Here is a 15402-nt window from a genome sequence, read left to right on the forward strand (position 1 = left end):
AGCTGCTGGCGGAGAGGCCGGGCCTTCCCGCATCTGGTTTAGCACTTCACGCGCTTCTGCTCGCGATCAACCGCAGCCTTGACCCCGCCGGACGCGCGCGGGTACTTCCGCGTGATCTCGCCGAACGCGGCGCAGGCCGCTTCCTTTTCCTTCAGCGCCGCCAGCGACTGGCCGAGCCGCAGCAGGGCGTCGGGCGCCTTCGCGGACTTGTCGAACTTGGTGGTCACGCCGAGGAAGGTCTCCGCAGCATCGCGATATTGCTGGCGCTGGAAATAGCTTTCGCCGAGCCAGTATTGCGAGTCCGCCACCAGGGGATCGTTCGGATACTTCTGGCCGAAGTTCTTCATCGTCTCTTCGGCGAGCGCATAGTCCTTGCGCTGCATATAGCCGATGCCGAGGTCGAACTCGTCCTTCGACGTCGCCGACGGCGGCAGCGTGGTCAGGGCTGCGCTCGCGCCGGGCGCACGCTGCGGGCTGGTGTTGCCGAGATTGAGCGGCTCGCCTGCCCCACGGCCGCCGGGCGCACCAACCGCCGCCTCACTGGGCATCGGCATCCCGCCGCCGCCAAGTACGCGCGGCGCCCCTGGGGCATTCGGGTTCTGGTTCGGATCGAAGGCATCGCCGCGGCCGCGGCGGCCGGAAGCCGCCGGCGCCGGCTCCTGCGCGATCGGCGCGGGCGCCGCGATCTGCTGCTGCTGGTCATAGCCGCCCTGCGGCTGCCGGCCATATCCTTGCTGCGGCTGGCCGTAGCCTTGCTGGGGCTGGGCGTAGCCCGGCTGCGCTTGCGGGTAGGCCTGCGGCGGCTGCGCCGGTGGCGCCGCCGCAACGGGTTGGCCCGCCGGAGCCTGTCCAGCTGGGCCGGGCGGTTGCCCGCCAAGCTGCCGCAGCCGCTCCTCGAGCTGGCGGTTACGGTATTGCAGTTCCTCGTTCTGACCGGTCAGCTGCCGCAGCTGGTTCTCGAGCCGCTCGATCCGCATTTCAGCATCGGAATCGTCGGATTGGGCAAACACTGGCGCGGAAACGGCGAGCAACGCCGCGATCGCCGCGGCGGAGGAAAGAAAATGAATCCTGGATGACATTTTGCCCTGACGACGAGATCGACGTGAAAAGCGAGCGACATTGAAAGACGGAGTACGCCGGAATTGTGACTGGCACTTCAAATCCGGGACAGCGTCGCGGGATACCGGTTTAGTACGGACGCTGGAACAAGCAAGCGGCCAATTGCGCGCAGCTTCGTTCATCTTGATGACGGCGGGCCGGGCCTTCACGCGGCCAAAACAAAACCGGCGCCCGAAGGCGCCGGCTTGAAAACACTCATTCAGGTTCGCGTCAGGAGCTGGCGTTCAGCACGGTGACGGCACGACGATTCTGCGACCAGCAGGAGATGTCGTTACAGACCGCGACCGGACGCTCCTTGCCGTAGGAAATGGTGCGCATGCGGCTCGGATCGATGCCGCGCGAGGCGAGATAGGCGCGGACCGACTGGGCACGCCGGGCACCGAGCGCGATGTTGTATTCGCGGGTGCCGCGCTCGTCGGCATGACCTTCGATGGTGAAGGAGTAACGGTTATAGGTCTGCAGCCACTGCGCCTGCTTGTCGAGGGTCGCCGTCGCCTGCGGGCTGAGATCGGTCTGATCGCTCTCAAAGAACACGCGGTCGCCGACATTGACCACGAAATCCTGCTGGCTGCCCGGGGTCGCGGCGCCCCCAATCGCGCCATTGGCGTCCAACGGGTTCTTGTTGGCACAGGCACCCATCGACAGCGCCACCGCCAGAACCGCAACCAGCTTCATACCCTGGAGATAATTCATTCCCGGAGCCTCCACGCTCGCGCTCTTCGTACTACCCAATCGGTCTACAGGGCGATGGTTAAGCGAACGTTCCGTCAACCTTGACGAGACCTTGCTGAACCCCATCAAATGCCAGGCAATGGCGAAAAGCGCCCCCGATGGTTAATGGGTGGCAAATGTGGCGCGATGGTGAAGGGAAGGCAAGGTTCGCGGGAACCGGCCGCTTTTGCAGGACAATTTGGCCTGCGCGCAACAGTCGATCGACACTGGCTCGATGAGAATGGCCGATTCCCTCAGGGATTCGGCACGATCGAAGCGCGCTCGAACGGCTGCACGAAGCCGTCGGGCTGCAACTGGCCTTCACGGTCGAACAGCATGCGCCGCTCGAAGGCGCTGGAGCGCAGGAAGGGATAGCGGGCCAGCACGCGTTCCCGCACCGTCGGCAAATGCGACGCCATCAAGCCGACCGGCTTCACCAGCCCGGGATAGAGCCGCGGCTCCGACCAGGTCTCGTGCAGGAACACACGCCGGTAGAACGCCATGTGCTCGGGCCGGACCGGCGCCAGGCCGTAATCAGCGTTGAAGTGCACGCCCGCGGTCGAGCCGAGGCGCACCGTGACATAAGGCAGTTCCGGAACGTTCCGGGCCTTTTCGGGATCCGCGACGAAGCGCGTCGAGTCGATGAAGACCAGGCCCTGATCAAGCTTCGGCAGCAGCACGTCGCCGAACACCTCGAGCGTCGGCGAGGTTCGCCACTCCGGCGTCACCACGGTGATGCGGATCGAGCTGCAGAGTTCGCCCTGCAGATAGACACCGAACACCCAGGCATTCGGCGCATCATCGAACTGATCGACGACCCGCTCGTCCGCCGAGGGCCGGATCGCGCCTTCGCGCAGATAGGCGCGATAGCGAAGCCGGTAGATCTCGTCTTTCTGTTCCGGGGTCTGAGCGAGGCGGTAATCGACTTGATCCAGAGGGTCCGCAAGCCTTCCTGTCGCGGGCTTGATGACTTCGGCCGCGGACCTCATTTGGTACTCCCTGAACAACGCAACAACTTCAACGCGCGGCCAAAAGATTAACAGCTTCTTAATTTCCGTCAAAGCAATCGAGGCAATACAGTTAACCTCTCGCCGCAAGGGTACACTACGAATGGTGCAGCCGAAGGCTCTCACAACTATCGATTGAGGGTATTGCGCCGGGCTCAAGCGATCGAGCGCGAGGGAACCACGTGCAGTTGCTCGTCGGTCCGCCGGCCGTGCGAGGCATTGAGCAGCTGGCGGATGCGGACGGAGGGAACCGGCCGGCTGAACAGGTATCCCTGTGCTTCGGTCACCGCGCCATCGGCGCTGATCAGTTCGAGCTGCTCATTGGTCTCGATGCCCTCGACCACGACCGACATACCGAGATCCGCCGACAGCCGCGCCACCCCGCGCAGCAGGGTCAGCGGACGGTCGCTGTCGATGCCTTCGAGGAAGGACCGGTCGATCTTGACCTTCTGCAGCGGGAAATTGTGCAGGTAGCTGAGCGACGAGTAGCCGGTGCCGAAATCGTCCAGCGAGATCCGCACGCCGAGCGAGCGCAACTGGGACAGCAAGTCGTGGGTCAGCTCGGTGTTGTGCAGCAGCGAGGATTCGGTGATCTCGATCTCGAGCCGGTGCGCCGGCAGGCCGGAGACCTCGAGCGCGTAGCGAACCTCGCTCAGCACGTCGCGCTGATGGAACTGCTGCGGCGAGAAGTTGACCGCGACGCTGACCGCCTCGGGCCACTTCATGCATTCCATGCAGGCCTTGCGAAGGATCCAGCGGCCGAGATCGACGATCAGGCCCATGTCCTCGGCAACGGGGATGATGTCGACCGGAGAGACCGTACCGCGCGCCGGATGGTTCCAGCGTAGCAGCGCCTCGCAGGTGCTCACCTTGCCGGACTTCAGGTTGATCAGCGGCTGATAGAACAGCTCGAATTCCTCGTTGGCGAGCGCCTTGCGCAGGTCGAGCTCGAGGATGCGGCGGGCCTCGACGGTTTGCGCCATCTCGTCGCGGAAGAAGCAGAAGGTGCCGCGGCCGTCGGCCTTGGCGCGGTAGAGCGCCATGTCGGCGTTCTTCAGCAGCGTGTCGGCGCCGACGCCGGGCGCGGTCATCGCGATGCCGACGCTGGCGCCGATCTCGACCAGATGGTTGTCGATCTTGTAGCGCTCGCTGAGGCGGTCGACGATGCGCCGAGCCAGCGCCGCAGCGTCCTCGTGCGAGTGGATGTTCTGCTGGAACACCACGAACTCGTCGCCGCCGAACCGCGCCACGAAATCCTCCGGCCGCAGCATCTCGCGCAGCCGCTCGGCGACCGCGCAGAGCAGCTGGTCGCCGCAGGGATGGCCGAGCGTATCGTTGACCTGCTTGAACTGGTCGAGGTCGACGAACAGCAATGCGGAGCGATGATCGCCGTGCTGCATGGCGAGCAGCCGGCCGATTTCGTCGCGGAAATTGACGCGGTTGGGCAACGCGGTCAGTTCGTCGTAGCGCGCGAGGTGGCTGATCCGGGCCTCGGCGTCCTTGCGCTCGGTGATGTCCTCGACCAGCACCACCGTGCCACCGCCGGCCATCGGCTGGAAGGTCCAGTCGAGCGAGCGGTTCTTGGTTGGGTCGGGGTCGCTGGTGACGATATCGCCGCGCTGCGAGCTCTCGATCTCATAGAGGATCTGCTGTGCGGCCGCGGCCGAGATCGAGCCGGACAGGACGCAGGCGTTGCAGATATCGGTCGCGCTGGCGCCGCGCTGCACGAAATCGTCCGACAGCTGCATCATCTCGATGAAGCGGTGGTTCATCACCGCAACGCGGCCGTCGGCGCTGAACATGCACAGGCCGTGCGGCATGTTGTTCAGCGCGGTATCGAACTGGCCCGCCAGCGCGGCCTCGCGCTCCTTGGCGATCCAGGCGTTGACGTAGATGCGTTGCAGGCTGGAGGTCAGGTGCCGGATGGCGCTGAAGAACACCAGGCTGAGCAGCGCAAGGGCGATGTGATACGGGCCGCCGACATACATCAGCGCCAGGATCAGGGGACCGATCGACATCAACAGATGCAGGTGGAAGATCTGCGGCCGGCCGAAGGTCCGCCCTACCCCCGCCGAGGTGTAGGCGACCACCGTGGTCACGCACAGCATGTGCGCGGCGGCATCATTGGTCGTGAGGAGCACGGTGACGCCCCAGATGCCGAGCGAGATGCCGTAGGCGATGGTGCCGATCCGGTAGCGCTTCTCCCAGGTCACGGACTCTTCGACGGTGAGCCGGGAATTGCGCTGCTGGTAGCGGTACATCTGCAGCGCGCGCGCCAGCCCCACCACGATGAACAGCGGCACGCACAGCCAGCACAACAGATTGCTCGTCACAGCCGCAATCACGGCGCCCGCAATGGCGGGGCCGAAGGCGCCGAAGATCATGGGCGCTGGGTTCATGAACAGGGAATCGACCAGCGCCGCGGAAATCGTCGGCGACATCGACCGGTCCGGTTCACCCGTCTGACTTGCAAACTGCATTGTGAGAGCGCGCGTCCTTTTCAGCTCGCACTCTTACTGATCGCAGGTGAAGTCTTTCTGAGCGAACATCGTTAGCAAGTCCTTGCCGCGCTAGGACGACGGCCGGAATTCACCATGAAATTCAGTGCGCTAGGTGAGAAGCCGCGACTGCCGTCGAGGTTCCCGGAGCAGCTCTGCACCCAGCTCACGACAACAGCGGTGACCAGGCCGGGTCGGAGGCAAAGCCCGGGGTCGGTACCCGCAGCTCGTTGCGGCCGGAGACGTCGATGGTGAACAGCGACGGGCCGCTGTTGCCGCCCGGATCGCGGAAGAACATCACGACGCGCCCGTTCGGCGCAAACGTCGGGCCTTCATTGTGGAAGCCCGAGGTCAGGATGCGCTCGCCCGAGCCGTCGGGTTTCATGATGCCGATCGCGAACTGCCCGCCGCCCTGCTTGGTGAAGGCGATGTAGTCGCCGCGCGGCGACCAAACCGGCGTCGAATAGGTGCCGTCGCCGAACGAGATGCGCTGTGCACCGCCGCCGGTTGCCGGCATCACGTAGATCTGCGGCTTGCCGCCGCGATCGGATTCGAAGCACAGCCGCGTACCGTCGGGCGCGTAGGACGGCGAGGTGTCGATTGCCGGCGTGTCGGTCAGCCGTGTCATCGACTTCGAGCGCAGATCCATCACGAACAGGTTGGAGTTGCCGCCCTGCTGCAGGCTCATGATGACGCGCTGGCCGTCGGGCGAGAAGCGCGGCGAGAACGACATGCCCGGGAAGTTGCCGACGATCTCGCGCTGGCCGGTCTCGATGTTGAGCAGATAGACGCGCGGGTCGCCCTGCCCGAATTCCATGTAGGTGATTTCCTGGGTCGACGGCGAGAAGCGCGGCGTCAGCACGAGGTCCGAACCGCGGGTCAGGTAGCGCACATTGGCGCCGTCCTGGTCCATCAGCGCGAGGCGCTTGACGCGGCGATCCGCCGAGCCACTCTCGTCGACGAACACGACGCGGGTATCGAAATAACCCTTCTCGCCGGTCATGCGCTCATAGATCTGGTCGGAGATGATGTGCGCGATCCGCCGCCAGTATTCGGCCGAGGTGTCGTACTGCTGACCGGCGAGCTGCTGGCCGGTGTTGACGTCCCAGAGCCGGAATTCCGCCTTCACTCGCCCGTTGCCCTGGCGCGTCATGCGGCCGGTCACCAGCGCCTGCGCGTTGATGCTCTTCCAGTTGTTGAAGTTCGGCGCCGCGTCGATATTGATCTGCTTCTCGAGATAGGCGGCCTGATCGATCGGCGCGAACAATCCGCTGCGCTTCAGGTTGTTGGTGATCACCTGCGTGACGCCGACGCCGACTTCGGCATCGCCAGGCGTGCCGGCGGCGAAGTTCGGGATCGCGATCGGCACCGGCGCGAACTCGCCCTCGGTGATGGTGATCCGCTTCTGGGCGGATGCGGGGCCGGTGAGACCGCCCAGCATCGCGCCGGCGGACGCCATTCCGGCCAGGATCTGCCGGCGGCTCGGACGGAATAGCGTGTGAGGCAAGCGGGTCTTGTCAATCATCGTTCGAACTCATGCTCGTAAACGGTAGCGTGCAATTTCAGCTCTGCCTCTCGGTGAAGGCCGGCTCGAAGAACTGCCACTCCTCAAAGAATGCTGGAGGCAATCGATAGGGCTGGCACTCGATGATCGCGCGCAAGCCGCTCTCCTGATACACCCGAAGATAAGGCGTCTTCGCGTTTCCTACCACGACCGGCATGCCTTCCAGCGTGCCGTCGCGCTTCAAATGGATGGAGAACACGGCTTCTGCCATCTGTGCCTCTATTCCACCGTAAGGCTTCTTCCAGCAGCGCTCGACCTGCTGCCGGAACATCGCGCCCCAGGTCGCGGAATTGTCGGCAGCCTTGCCCTTCGCGGTGCCGAGCGCCGCATTGGCATTGAGCGTATCGCCGGTCGCCGCGGCGCGCGTCGGGTCACGCTTGTCGAGCAGGGCTGCGATCTTGCTCTGGTCGAACACGCGATCCTTCGGCTTCTGCTCCGGCGGCGGCTTGGCGGCCTGCTGCACCGGCTTCGGCGGCGGCTTCTTCTCTTCCTTCTTGATCGCTTCCGCGATCGGGTCGGGTTTCACCGGATCGGGTTTCTTCTCGACCGGCTTCGGCTCTTCCTTCGGCTTGTTCTCGACCTTCTTCGGCGGATCCGGCTTCTTGTCTTCCGGTTTCTCCACCTTCGGCGCCGGCTGCGGCGCGGTGTCGGTCACGACCGGGGGCTTTTTCTCCTCGACCTTACCGACGGTGTCGTCGACCGGCTTGGCTTCGGCGACCTTGTCGACCAGTGGCTTGGGATTCTCCTTCTTGCCGTCCTTCTGACCGGCCATGACATGCGAGAGTTGGTCGGGCGAGATCACGTCGACGGCAACCGATTCCTCTTCGGGCATCACGTACGCCTTGGTCGACCACGACACGAGGCCCCACCCGATCACGAGGACGTGCAGGACAATCGATGCCGCCAGAGTCTTGTCGACCTTGACCTTCAAATCAGGCTTCCCCGTGCCTTGGCATGGTGGTTATCCGCCTTCCGGGATGATGACGATATTCGCCTTGAATCCCGCGGCCCGGACCTCCCCGAGCAGTTTCATCATATCCGTGTAACAGACGTCCTTGTCGCCACGCAGATAGACCACTTTTTCGGCATCCGACCGGGCGTCACCGATCGCCTTGATCTTGGCCGGAAAATCGGCGGCCGTGACCGGCGCGTCGCCCAGATAGAGCTCGACATTCGAGTTGCAGCCGCCGCCGGTGCGCTTGACCGACAGTGTCAGCGGCGGCTGGTTCGACGAGATCGACTTGCCGCCGCTCGCCACCGGCAGGTCGATGTCGATGTTCGACGTCATCAGCGGCGCCGCGACCATGAAGATGATCAGCAGCACCAGCATCACGTCGACCATCGGCGTGACGTTGATCTCGGCCATGACCGGCTTGCGCCCGCCGCGGCGGCGTCTGCCACCGCCGGACCCTGCCATGCTCATCGCCATGATCGCACACCCGCAAAAGTGACCATCATCTAACTCAACCCCGCTCGTCGATCTGACGGGACAGGATGGCGGAGAACTCGTCGGCGAACCCCTCCAGGCGCGCGGCCTGCCGGTTCACCTCCGAAGTGAACTTATTGTAGAAAATAGTCGCCGGAATTGCGGCAATCAGGCCGATCGCGGTGGCAAACAGCGCTTCCGCGATACCGGGCGCCACCACCGCCAAAGAGGTGTTTTTGGAGGCCGCGATCGACTGGAAGCTCGACATGATGCCCCAGACGGTGCCGAACAGGCCGACAAAGGGGCCTGCCGAGCCCACGGTGGCGAGCACCAGCAGCCGGCGTTCCAGCCGCTCCACCTCCCGGGCGATCGAGACGTTCATGACCTTCTCGATCCGCGCCTGCAGGCCGGCAAAGGACCGCGACTGGCTCTCGAAGGAGCGCTTCCACTCCCGCATCGCCGCGACGAAACAGGCCGCCATCGACTGGGTCGGCTTGGCAGAGAGGGCGCGGTAGAGTTCCTCGATCGACTGGCCGGACCAGAAGGCCTGCTCGAACTTGTCCATGGCCCGCTTGGTGCGGGCGTAGAGCAGGATCTTGTCGATTGCGATCGCCCAGACCCACACCGAGCAGGACAGAAGTCCCAACATCACGCATTTGACGACCCAATGGGCCTGCCAGAACAGCGCGATCAGCGACACGTCGCTCGATGCCAGTGGCAGAGTTGACTGAGCCACGTCGGCGGGATTCATCGGCAATATCCTCTCAACGCAAGTGTCCCAATTCGGCGGGCCGCCAATCGGCACCCCTTCCACGGCCGCGCGCCCGGCGCGGCAAAACTGCGCGAGAGCCTCTTACATCTGTCGCATGGGGGCCCGTCCAAAGCCGGGCCCTGCTTCCCCTGCCAACATGTCAAAACGAGGGCTTTTCACGCGTCATTCCGACCCTAACCAAACGCTAATCATGGTTAAGGCGAGGTTACCAAAGGGAAATTTGGAGGCGGGAAATGCCGCCGGCCGGGGAGGTTGGCGGGTTCCGGAGATGAATGGGGTGCCGCCGGATGGCGGGGTAGCGGACGACTCCTCCCGCGCGTCGTCCTGGCGAAAGCCAGGACCCATAACCACCGCATTCAGTGATGAATCGGATCGTGGCCCCGGCGTCGCGCAACAATTGAGATTTGGGGTAATGGATCCTGGCTTTCGCCAGGACGACATTGCGTGTGTGGCGCGGTCTATGAGTTACACATCCACATTCTCGCAACATGATTTGTCCGAGCTTTGCATCTCATTCCGCCCTCCCTTGATCAAAGGGCGCAGGGAAAGCCGGGTGCCGATCGCACCCATGGGGCCCCGTGCAAAAGGTAAAAAGCCTTGCCTGCGGCACGCGCGCGCGAGAGCGCCCGCGAGGCATGACGACCGAGCGCATCTCACGTCAAATGCCGCACGATCGCGAGCCCGACGAACAGGCCGGCGATCGAGAGAGCCACCGAGCCCGCGACATACAGCACCGCAAGGCCGAGCTCGCCGCGCTCATAGAGCAGTGCGGTGTCGAGCGAGAAGGCGGAGAAGGTGGTGTAGCCGCCGAGGATGCCGGTCATCAAAAATAGCCGCCAGGGCTGCGAGGCGTCGCCCTTGAAGGCGAGATAGCCGGCGATCAGGCCCATCACGGTCGAGCCCGTGATGTTGATGATGAAGGTGCCGTAAGGAAACGCGGTGCCGATGCAGCGCGCGCAGGTGACGTTGATCAGCTGGCGCAACGTCGCGCCGAGACCGCCGCCGAAGAAGACGAGGAGATAGCTTGCCGCGTTACCCACCAATGCCCCCGCTGGTGTGTGTCGAGTGAGGGCGCATCTTGCCGCACACTCAAATCACCCACCCCTGAAAGGGGAGGGTCGACGCGAATGAAATGAGCGGCGGGGCGGGGTCACAGTCTCTCCATTGAGAGACTGCTCGTGTTGAGAGATGACCCCTCCCCGTTTCGCATTTCGCTTCGCTGCATGCGAAACGACCCTCCCCTTTCAGGGGAGGGTGAAGAAATATGCGACGGTCGAAGCAGCGCTCAGCCGGCCTTGCCGAACAGCTCGTCGACATAATCCCAGTTGACGAGGTTTTCGACGAACGCCTTCAGATAGTCCGGACGACGGTTGCGGTAGTCGATGTAGTAGGAGTGCTCCCAGACGTCGACGCCGAGGATCGGCACCGCGCCGTGGACCAGCGGGTTCTCGCCGTTCGGGGTCTTGGCGACCTCGAACTTGCCGCCCTTGACCTGCAGCCAGGCCCAGCCGGAGCCGAACTGGCCGGCGCCGGCAGCGGCGAAGTCGGCCTTGAACTTGTCGAAGCCGCCGAGGTCTTCATTGATCTTCTTCTCGAGCCGGCCGGGCAGCTTGCTGCCGCCACCATTCGGCTTCATCCACTTCCAGAAATGGATGTGGTTGTAGTGCTGACCGGCATTGTTGAAGACGGCCGCGTTCTTGCCGAACGAACCCTTCACGATCTCCTCGAGGGACTTGCCTTCGAATTCGGTCCCCTTGATCGCGTTGTTGCCGTTGGTGACGTAGGCTTGGTGATGCTTGTCGTGGTGAAACTCCAGCGTTTCCTTGGACATGTAGGGAGCAAGGGCGTCGTGGGCGTAGGGCAGATCGGGTAGCGTGAAGGTCATGGGGTAATGTCCAACAGAGGGTGGGAGACTACACTTAACGGGCCCCCCTTATAGAAGGTTCCATGGCGGAGAAACACCGCATTTTCGGATCGCCCATGACAGATCGGCACAGCCCGAACCAAGACCAAGGACCCAGACGATGAGCATCGAAATCGACATTCTCAACGGAGATGCGTCGTGGCGGCGCGCCGAGCCGCTGCTCCAGGCGGTCTGGAGCCCGGATGCCGCCGAGAAGCCGGTCTGGGCGGACATCAAATGGGCCCACGCGGATTTGCGCGTACTGCTGGATGCGCCCGACGACAGCGGGCTGGCCTGCCATGTCGGTATCTATTTCCGGACCATCACCTGGAATGGCCACAAGGTGCATGTCGGCGGCATCGGCGGAGTCTCGACCCGCGCGGACTGCCGGCGGCGCGGCTATGCGTCACTGGCGTTAGATGCCGCCGTGCACACCATTCGTGCCAACGACGCGGTGAAATTTGCAATCTTATTCTGCGAGCCGCACAATTTCGCGTTCTACCAAGCGCGCGGCTGGCATCCCTTCAGCGGCGAAGTCTATTGCGAACAGCCTTCCGGGCAGATCCGCTTTGAGGCGATGGCGCCGTTCGTCAACGACATCGTCCGCGCGCCGCGCCAGGGCAAGATCGACCTATGCGGCCTGCCGTGGTGACCCCTGCATCGGCGGCGGTGGCGATGATCGGTGCAACATCGTAACATGTCGATCATCATTTATTGATTGCGAGCCCGGTTCACTGGCGTTGGATTGCAGTGCGCCCCTTTCCCGCTTGCGAAGTGAGCCGTGACGCATGACCATTGATGCCTCGATCGACGACGTGCAGCCGGCCACGGCCGCGCCCGCCACGCCGGTCAATGACCTCTTGACCGCGCCGATCCTGCCGACGCTGCTTCGCCTCGCGATCCCGAACACCATCGCCATGTTCGGCTCGACGCTGGTCGCGGTGGCCGAGACCTCTTACATCGGCCGGCTCGGCACCGAGCCGCTGGCCGGCATTGCGCTGGTGTTTCCGTTCGCGATGCTGACGCAGATGATGTCGGCCGGCGCGATGGGCGGCGGCGTCTCGTCGGCGATCAGCCGCGCGCTCGGCGCCGGCGACCGCGACCGCGCCGCCGATCTGGCGCTGCATGCGGCGATCATCGGCGGATGCGCCGGACTGTTCTTCACCGTGATGATGCTGGGCTTCGGCCGAAACTTCTATGCGCTGCTCGGCGGACATGGCGGCGTGCTCGAGCAGTCGATGCATTACTCGCAGGTGCTGTTCTCCGGCGCGATCTCGATCTGGCTGGTCAACACGCTCGCCTCCGTGGTGCGCGGCACCGGCGACATGCGGATTCCCTCGATGACTCTGATCACGGTCTCGATGATCCAGATCGCGGTCGGCGGCGTGCTGGGTCTCGGGTTGTTCGGCATGCCCGGTCTCGGCATGCGCGGCGTCGCCGCCGGACAGCTCACGGCCTTCACGTGTGGTGCGATCTTCCTCGCCTGGTATCTCGCCTCCGGCCGCAGCCGGTTGAAGCTCGACTTCGCCGCCTTCAGCTTCCAGCGCGCGATGTTCCTCGACATTCTCAAGGTCGGCGCGATCTCCTGCCTGTCGCCGCTGCAGAGCGTGCTGACCATCCTGATCTTCACCAAGATCCTGGCCAGCTTCGGCACCGAGACGCTGGCCGGTTACGGCATGGGCTCGAGGTTGGAGTTTTTGCTGATCCCGATCGCGTTCGCGGTCGGCGTCGCCTCGGTGCCGATGGTCGGCATGGCGATCGGCGCGGGACTCGTGACGCGCGCCCGCAAGGTGGCGTGGACCGCCGGCACCGTCGCCGGACTTGTCGTTGGCTTCGTCGGACTTGTGGTCGCGCTCAAACCGACGCTGTGGATTGCGCTGTTCACCACCGATCCCGGCGTGACCGCCGCGGCTTCGTCCTATTTCGCGCTGGCCGGCCCGGGCTTCGGCTTCTTCGGCGTCGGCGTCTGTCTCTATTTCTCCTCGCAGGGCGCGGCCAAGGTCGGCGGACCGGTGCTGGCCGGCACCATCCGCCTGCTGCTGGTCGGTATCGGCGGCTGGTGGCTCGCTACCGTGAGCGCCCCGGCGTGGACGCTGTTTGCGCTGGTCGGCGGTGCAATGGTGGCGTTCGGCCTGGCCACCATCATTTCGATCCGGCTGACCCGCTGGAAATAAATACGACGCAGCGCCCTCGCACCGGAGCGTTGCCTGAGCATGACTGCTCCTGAAACAGGCACCAGATTTTTTTTGGGAGCGCGCTCACCTGATCGCGCGAATATGACATTGCAGAAATTCTTCGACTTGTTATGCAGGCCGACCACTAAAGCGCGATGAGATTGGGTCGAATCGTCATCGCGCTTTAGCTTGTTGTTTGATCATGATCTTTTCGGAAAGCCGCTTCGCACTTTTCCGGATCATGCTCTGGGGGAATAAGCCATGGCCTGCAGATTCGAATTCATGATCGCAATCATTGCGACGGTGCTTGCCGTGCCCGTCGCGCATGGGCAAGGCGCGCCTGAGCCGGTCGGCGTTTGGCAGACCCAGGCCGGCGATGCCCGCGTCAAGATCAGCAAATGCGGCGGCGGCATCTGCGGCGTGGTGGTGAGCCTGCGCGACCCGATCGATCCGATGACCGGCAAGCCCCAGCTCGACAACAAGAATCCGAATCCGTCGCTGTCCAGCCGGCCGATCATCGGGCTGCCGCTGTTTTCCGGCATGCATCCGGTTGCCGCGGGCAAATGGTCGGGCCAGATCTACAACGCCGACGACGGCGGCACCTATGCGAGCAGCATCTCGGTGACCGGCGAGAGTACGCTGCGCGTCGAAGGCTGCGTCGGCGCGCTGTGCGGCGGCGAGACCTGGACGCGGGTGGGGCGGTAATTCTGAGCCGAGCGGCAACCGCGACGGGACCGTGCTCCCTCGCCCCGCTCTTGCGGGGAGAGGGTTGGGGTGAGGGGCTCTATCCGCGTAGCCATATCTGAATTGTAGTCAGCTCACCGTCGATCTCGCGAGTCGGATGAATATCTCCTTGCGGCCACTCATTGCCTGCCCTCACCCGGAAGCCACGCGAGGCGTGGCGTCCGACCTCTCCCCGCAAACGAGCGGGGAGAGGTGAGAAAAATTGCTACACCGCGCGCGCCTTCAGCACCGTCGCGGCCGAGGCGTAGCCGCCGCGGGCGCCGTCGATGAAGTGGACGTGGTCGGCGCGCATCACCGACGGGGTGAAGCAGGTCATCATCGCGGCATCCTGCTCGTGCAGGCCATAACGCACGATGCCCTGCGCCGCGGCGGCGGCGAGGCGCTGCTCGATGTCGGAAGCGAGCTCCGGCGTGCAATCCAGGATCATGCGCAGGCCGTCGTCGAACTTGCGGAAGTCTGAATTCTCGACGACCTGCTGCAGATAACGTTTCGGCGCGAACTTGCCGACTGGGATGTTGAACCGCATCAGCGTATAGGCCCACAGCGCGAATGTGAGCACCGCGGCGCGCCGCAGCGCGAGCGGGCCGCGGCGCCGTGCGCGCGCCTCGTACTCCATTCCCTGCGGCGGCCAGTGCAGCGGCGGTCCGCTGGCGGGCACCGGCCGTCCGGCATCGGGACTCTTCTCGACGCGGACGACGATATCCTCGATCACCTTGCGGAAGGACGCGGGATCGGCGTTCTTCGCCGGCAGCACCAGCACCGACAGAATGACGCCGCGCGCGGACGGCATCACCTCGAAGCGGCAGGACAGGCCGGACAAATCGGGTTGCGTGCCCTGAGGCGCCGGATCGACCGCGAACTCGGCGCGCTTCATCGCGGCATCGGCGTAAGCAAGACCGCCGCCTGAGAACATCGCATAGGACAGATTGGCCGACGGCCCGAAGCGCGCTACGCGGACATCGGCGCCCGCGGCGCGGATCGCCGCCATCGGCACCAGCGCCACCCGCAGCACCAGATCGAGGTCGTCGTGCACCCAGCGCGCGGTCGCCGCCAGCGCCTCGCGTGCCTTGTCGAGATCGGCGGGCGCGACCGCAAAACTCGCACCGTCGCCGCCGAACACGAAGGGGAATTCGCGGCCCTCCAGCGCATTGGTGACGGCGGCGACCACCGCGGCGCCGGCCATGTTGACCGCCTTGTAGCGCTGTGCCGCGATCGCCTTGGTTGATTCCACGATATCGGCGACGCCGACCGTCCAGTCATCCGGCAACGGCGCATACAGCGCGGGGTCCATCAGCCGCGCGAAGCCGCGAAACACCGGAATGCCGCCGTAGAAGATATCGCTGCCGCCAGCCATCGCAACGCCGCGCCGTTTCCGCCCTGATGCGGGATTCTCTAGCAGATACGGCCCGGGTTGGGACCGGTTTTAGAAGCGTAGCCCGGATGGAGCGCAGCGAAATCCGGGAACCTCTCAAGCGGCGGGAGAC

Annotated in this window: 14 protein-coding genes; 3 read left to right on the forward strand and 11 right to left on the reverse strand. The window is 64.4% G+C overall.

The genetic code is table 11. The features are described 5' to 3' along the window. Positions 1–38 precede the first annotated feature (38 nt). The 10 genes from ybgF to ACVIHF_RS29930 all read right to left on the reverse strand — a co-directional run bounded on the left by ybgF (position 39) and on the right by ACVIHF_RS29930 (position 10982). Positions 39–1079 carry a tol-pal system protein YbgF gene (gene ybgF, locus ACVIHF_RS29885; RefSeq protein WP_456778898.1) on the reverse strand — a complete coding sequence of 347 codons (1041 nt, stop codon included), beginning with the start codon at positions 1077–1079 and terminating at the stop codon, positions 39–41. Between the two features lie 250 nt (positions 1080–1329). Beyond that, positions 1330–1812 carry a peptidoglycan-associated lipoprotein Pal gene (gene pal, locus ACVIHF_RS29890; protein WP_016846948.1) on the reverse strand — a complete coding sequence of 161 codons (483 nt, stop codon included), beginning with the start codon at positions 1810–1812 and terminating at the stop codon, positions 1330–1332. Between the two features lie 272 nt (positions 1813–2084). Then, entirely contained in the window at positions 2085–2819 is a 735-nt protein-coding gene (locus tag ACVIHF_RS29895) for an N-acyl amino acid synthase FeeM domain-containing protein (RefSeq protein WP_456792977.1), read from the reverse strand. A gap of 173 nt (positions 2820–2992) precedes the next feature. After that, positions 2993–5317 (reverse strand): putative bifunctional diguanylate cyclase/phosphodiesterase, encoded by a 2325-nt coding sequence (locus ACVIHF_RS29900; protein WP_076828017.1) that lies wholly within the window; start codon positions 5315–5317, stop codon positions 2993–2995. 184 nt (positions 5318–5501) lie between these two features. After that, positions 5502–6860 carry a Tol-Pal system beta propeller repeat protein TolB gene (gene tolB / locus ACVIHF_RS29905; RefSeq protein WP_092080739.1) on the reverse strand — a complete coding sequence of 453 codons (1359 nt, stop codon included), beginning with the start codon at positions 6858–6860 and terminating at the stop codon, positions 5502–5504. A gap of 37 nt (positions 6861–6897) precedes the next feature. Further along, positions 6898–7830, reverse strand: coding sequence for a cell envelope integrity protein TolA (locus ACVIHF_RS29910; protein WP_092080736.1), 933 nt, complete (start codon positions 7828–7830; stop codon positions 6898–6900). Between the two features lie 30 nt (positions 7831–7860). Next, positions 7861–8328 carry a biopolymer transporter ExbD gene (locus tag ACVIHF_RS29915; RefSeq protein ID WP_016846953.1) on the reverse strand — a complete coding sequence of 156 codons (468 nt, stop codon included), beginning with the start codon at positions 8326–8328 and terminating at the stop codon, positions 7861–7863. A gap of 34 nt (positions 8329–8362) precedes the next feature. Further along, a complete protein-coding gene (gene tolQ / locus ACVIHF_RS29920) occupies positions 8363–9076 on the reverse strand; it encodes a protein TolQ (RefSeq protein WP_016846954.1) in 714 nt (237 codons plus the stop codon). Positions 9077–9750: 674 nt separating this feature from the next. Then, positions 9751–10137: a fluoride efflux transporter CrcB gene (crcB, locus tag ACVIHF_RS29925; RefSeq protein ID WP_456778897.1), complete on the reverse strand. Its 387-nt coding sequence runs from the start codon at positions 10135–10137 to the stop codon at positions 9751–9753. Positions 10138–10382: 245 nt separating this feature from the next. Further along, positions 10383–10982 carry a superoxide dismutase gene (locus ACVIHF_RS29930; protein ID WP_456778896.1) on the reverse strand — a complete coding sequence of 200 codons (600 nt, stop codon included), beginning with the start codon at positions 10980–10982 and terminating at the stop codon, positions 10383–10385. A gap of 139 nt (positions 10983–11121) precedes the next feature. Here ACVIHF_RS29930 and ACVIHF_RS29935 point away from each other — a divergent pair, with 139 nt between their 5' ends. From ACVIHF_RS29935 to ACVIHF_RS29945, 3 genes are all read left to right on the forward strand, one after another. Further along, positions 11122–11652 (forward strand): GNAT family N-acetyltransferase, encoded by a 531-nt coding sequence (locus tag ACVIHF_RS29935; RefSeq protein ID WP_456778895.1) that lies wholly within the window; start codon positions 11122–11124, stop codon positions 11650–11652. 136 nt (positions 11653–11788) lie between these two features. After that, the gene (locus ACVIHF_RS29940; protein ID WP_456778894.1) at positions 11789–13174 is read left to right on the forward strand and encodes an MATE family efflux transporter; all 1386 of its coding nucleotides are present in this window, start codon (positions 11789–11791) and stop codon (positions 13172–13174) included. Positions 13175–13435: 261 nt separating this feature from the next. After that, positions 13436–13879 (forward strand): DUF2147 domain-containing protein, encoded by a 444-nt coding sequence (locus tag ACVIHF_RS29945; RefSeq protein WP_456778893.1) that lies wholly within the window; start codon positions 13436–13438, stop codon positions 13877–13879. A gap of 244 nt (positions 13880–14123) precedes the next feature. Here the strand turns inward: ACVIHF_RS29945 and ACVIHF_RS29950 are convergent, their stop codons facing one another. Then, a complete protein-coding gene (locus tag ACVIHF_RS29950) occupies positions 14124–15272 on the reverse strand; it encodes a DUF3095 domain-containing protein (RefSeq protein ID WP_456778892.1) in 1149 nt (382 codons plus the stop codon). Positions 15273–15402 lie beyond the last annotated feature (130 nt).

It is taken from the genome of Bradyrhizobium sp. USDA 4506 (assembly GCF_054058795.1).

Bases quoted from the DNA above. Each gene is read 5' to 3' on its own strand.
- ybgF (WP_456778898.1), bottom strand. From the start codon at position 1,079: ATGTCATCCAGGATTCATTTTCTTTCCTCCGCCGCGGCGATCGCGGCG.
- pal (WP_016846948.1), bottom strand. From the start codon at position 1,812: ATGAATTATCTCCAGGGTATGAAGCTGGTTGCGGTTCTGGCGGTGGCG.
- ACVIHF_RS29895 (WP_456792977.1), bottom strand. From the start codon at position 2,819: ATGAGGTCCGCGGCCGAAGTCATCAAGCCCGCGACAGGAAGGCTTGCG.
- ACVIHF_RS29900 (WP_076828017.1), bottom strand. From the start codon at position 5,317: ATGCAGTTTGCAAGTCAGACGGGTGAACCGGACCGGTCGATGTCGCCG.
- tolB (WP_092080739.1), bottom strand. From the start codon at position 6,860: ATGATTGACAAGACCCGCTTGCCTCACACGCTATTCCGTCCGAGCCGC.
- ACVIHF_RS29915 (WP_016846953.1), bottom strand. From the start codon at position 8,328: ATGGCGATGAGCATGGCAGGGTCCGGCGGTGGCAGACGCCGCCGCGGC.
- tolQ (WP_016846954.1), bottom strand. From the start codon at position 9,076: ATGAATCCCGCCGACGTGGCTCAGTCAACTCTGCCACTGGCATCGAGC.
- ACVIHF_RS29930 (WP_456778896.1), bottom strand. From the start codon at position 10,982: ATGACCTTCACGCTACCCGATCTGCCCTACGCCCACGACGCCCTTGCT.
- ACVIHF_RS29935 (WP_456778895.1), top strand. From the start codon at position 11,122: ATGAGCATCGAAATCGACATTCTCAACGGAGATGCGTCGTGGCGGCGC.
- ACVIHF_RS29940 (WP_456778894.1), top strand. From the start codon at position 11,789: ATGACCATTGATGCCTCGATCGACGACGTGCAGCCGGCCACGGCCGCG.
- ACVIHF_RS29945 (WP_456778893.1), top strand. From the start codon at position 13,436: ATGGCCTGCAGATTCGAATTCATGATCGCAATCATTGCGACGGTGCTT.
- ACVIHF_RS29950 (WP_456778892.1), bottom strand. From the start codon at position 15,272: ATGGCTGGCGGCAGCGATATCTTCTACGGCGGCATTCCGGTGTTTCGC.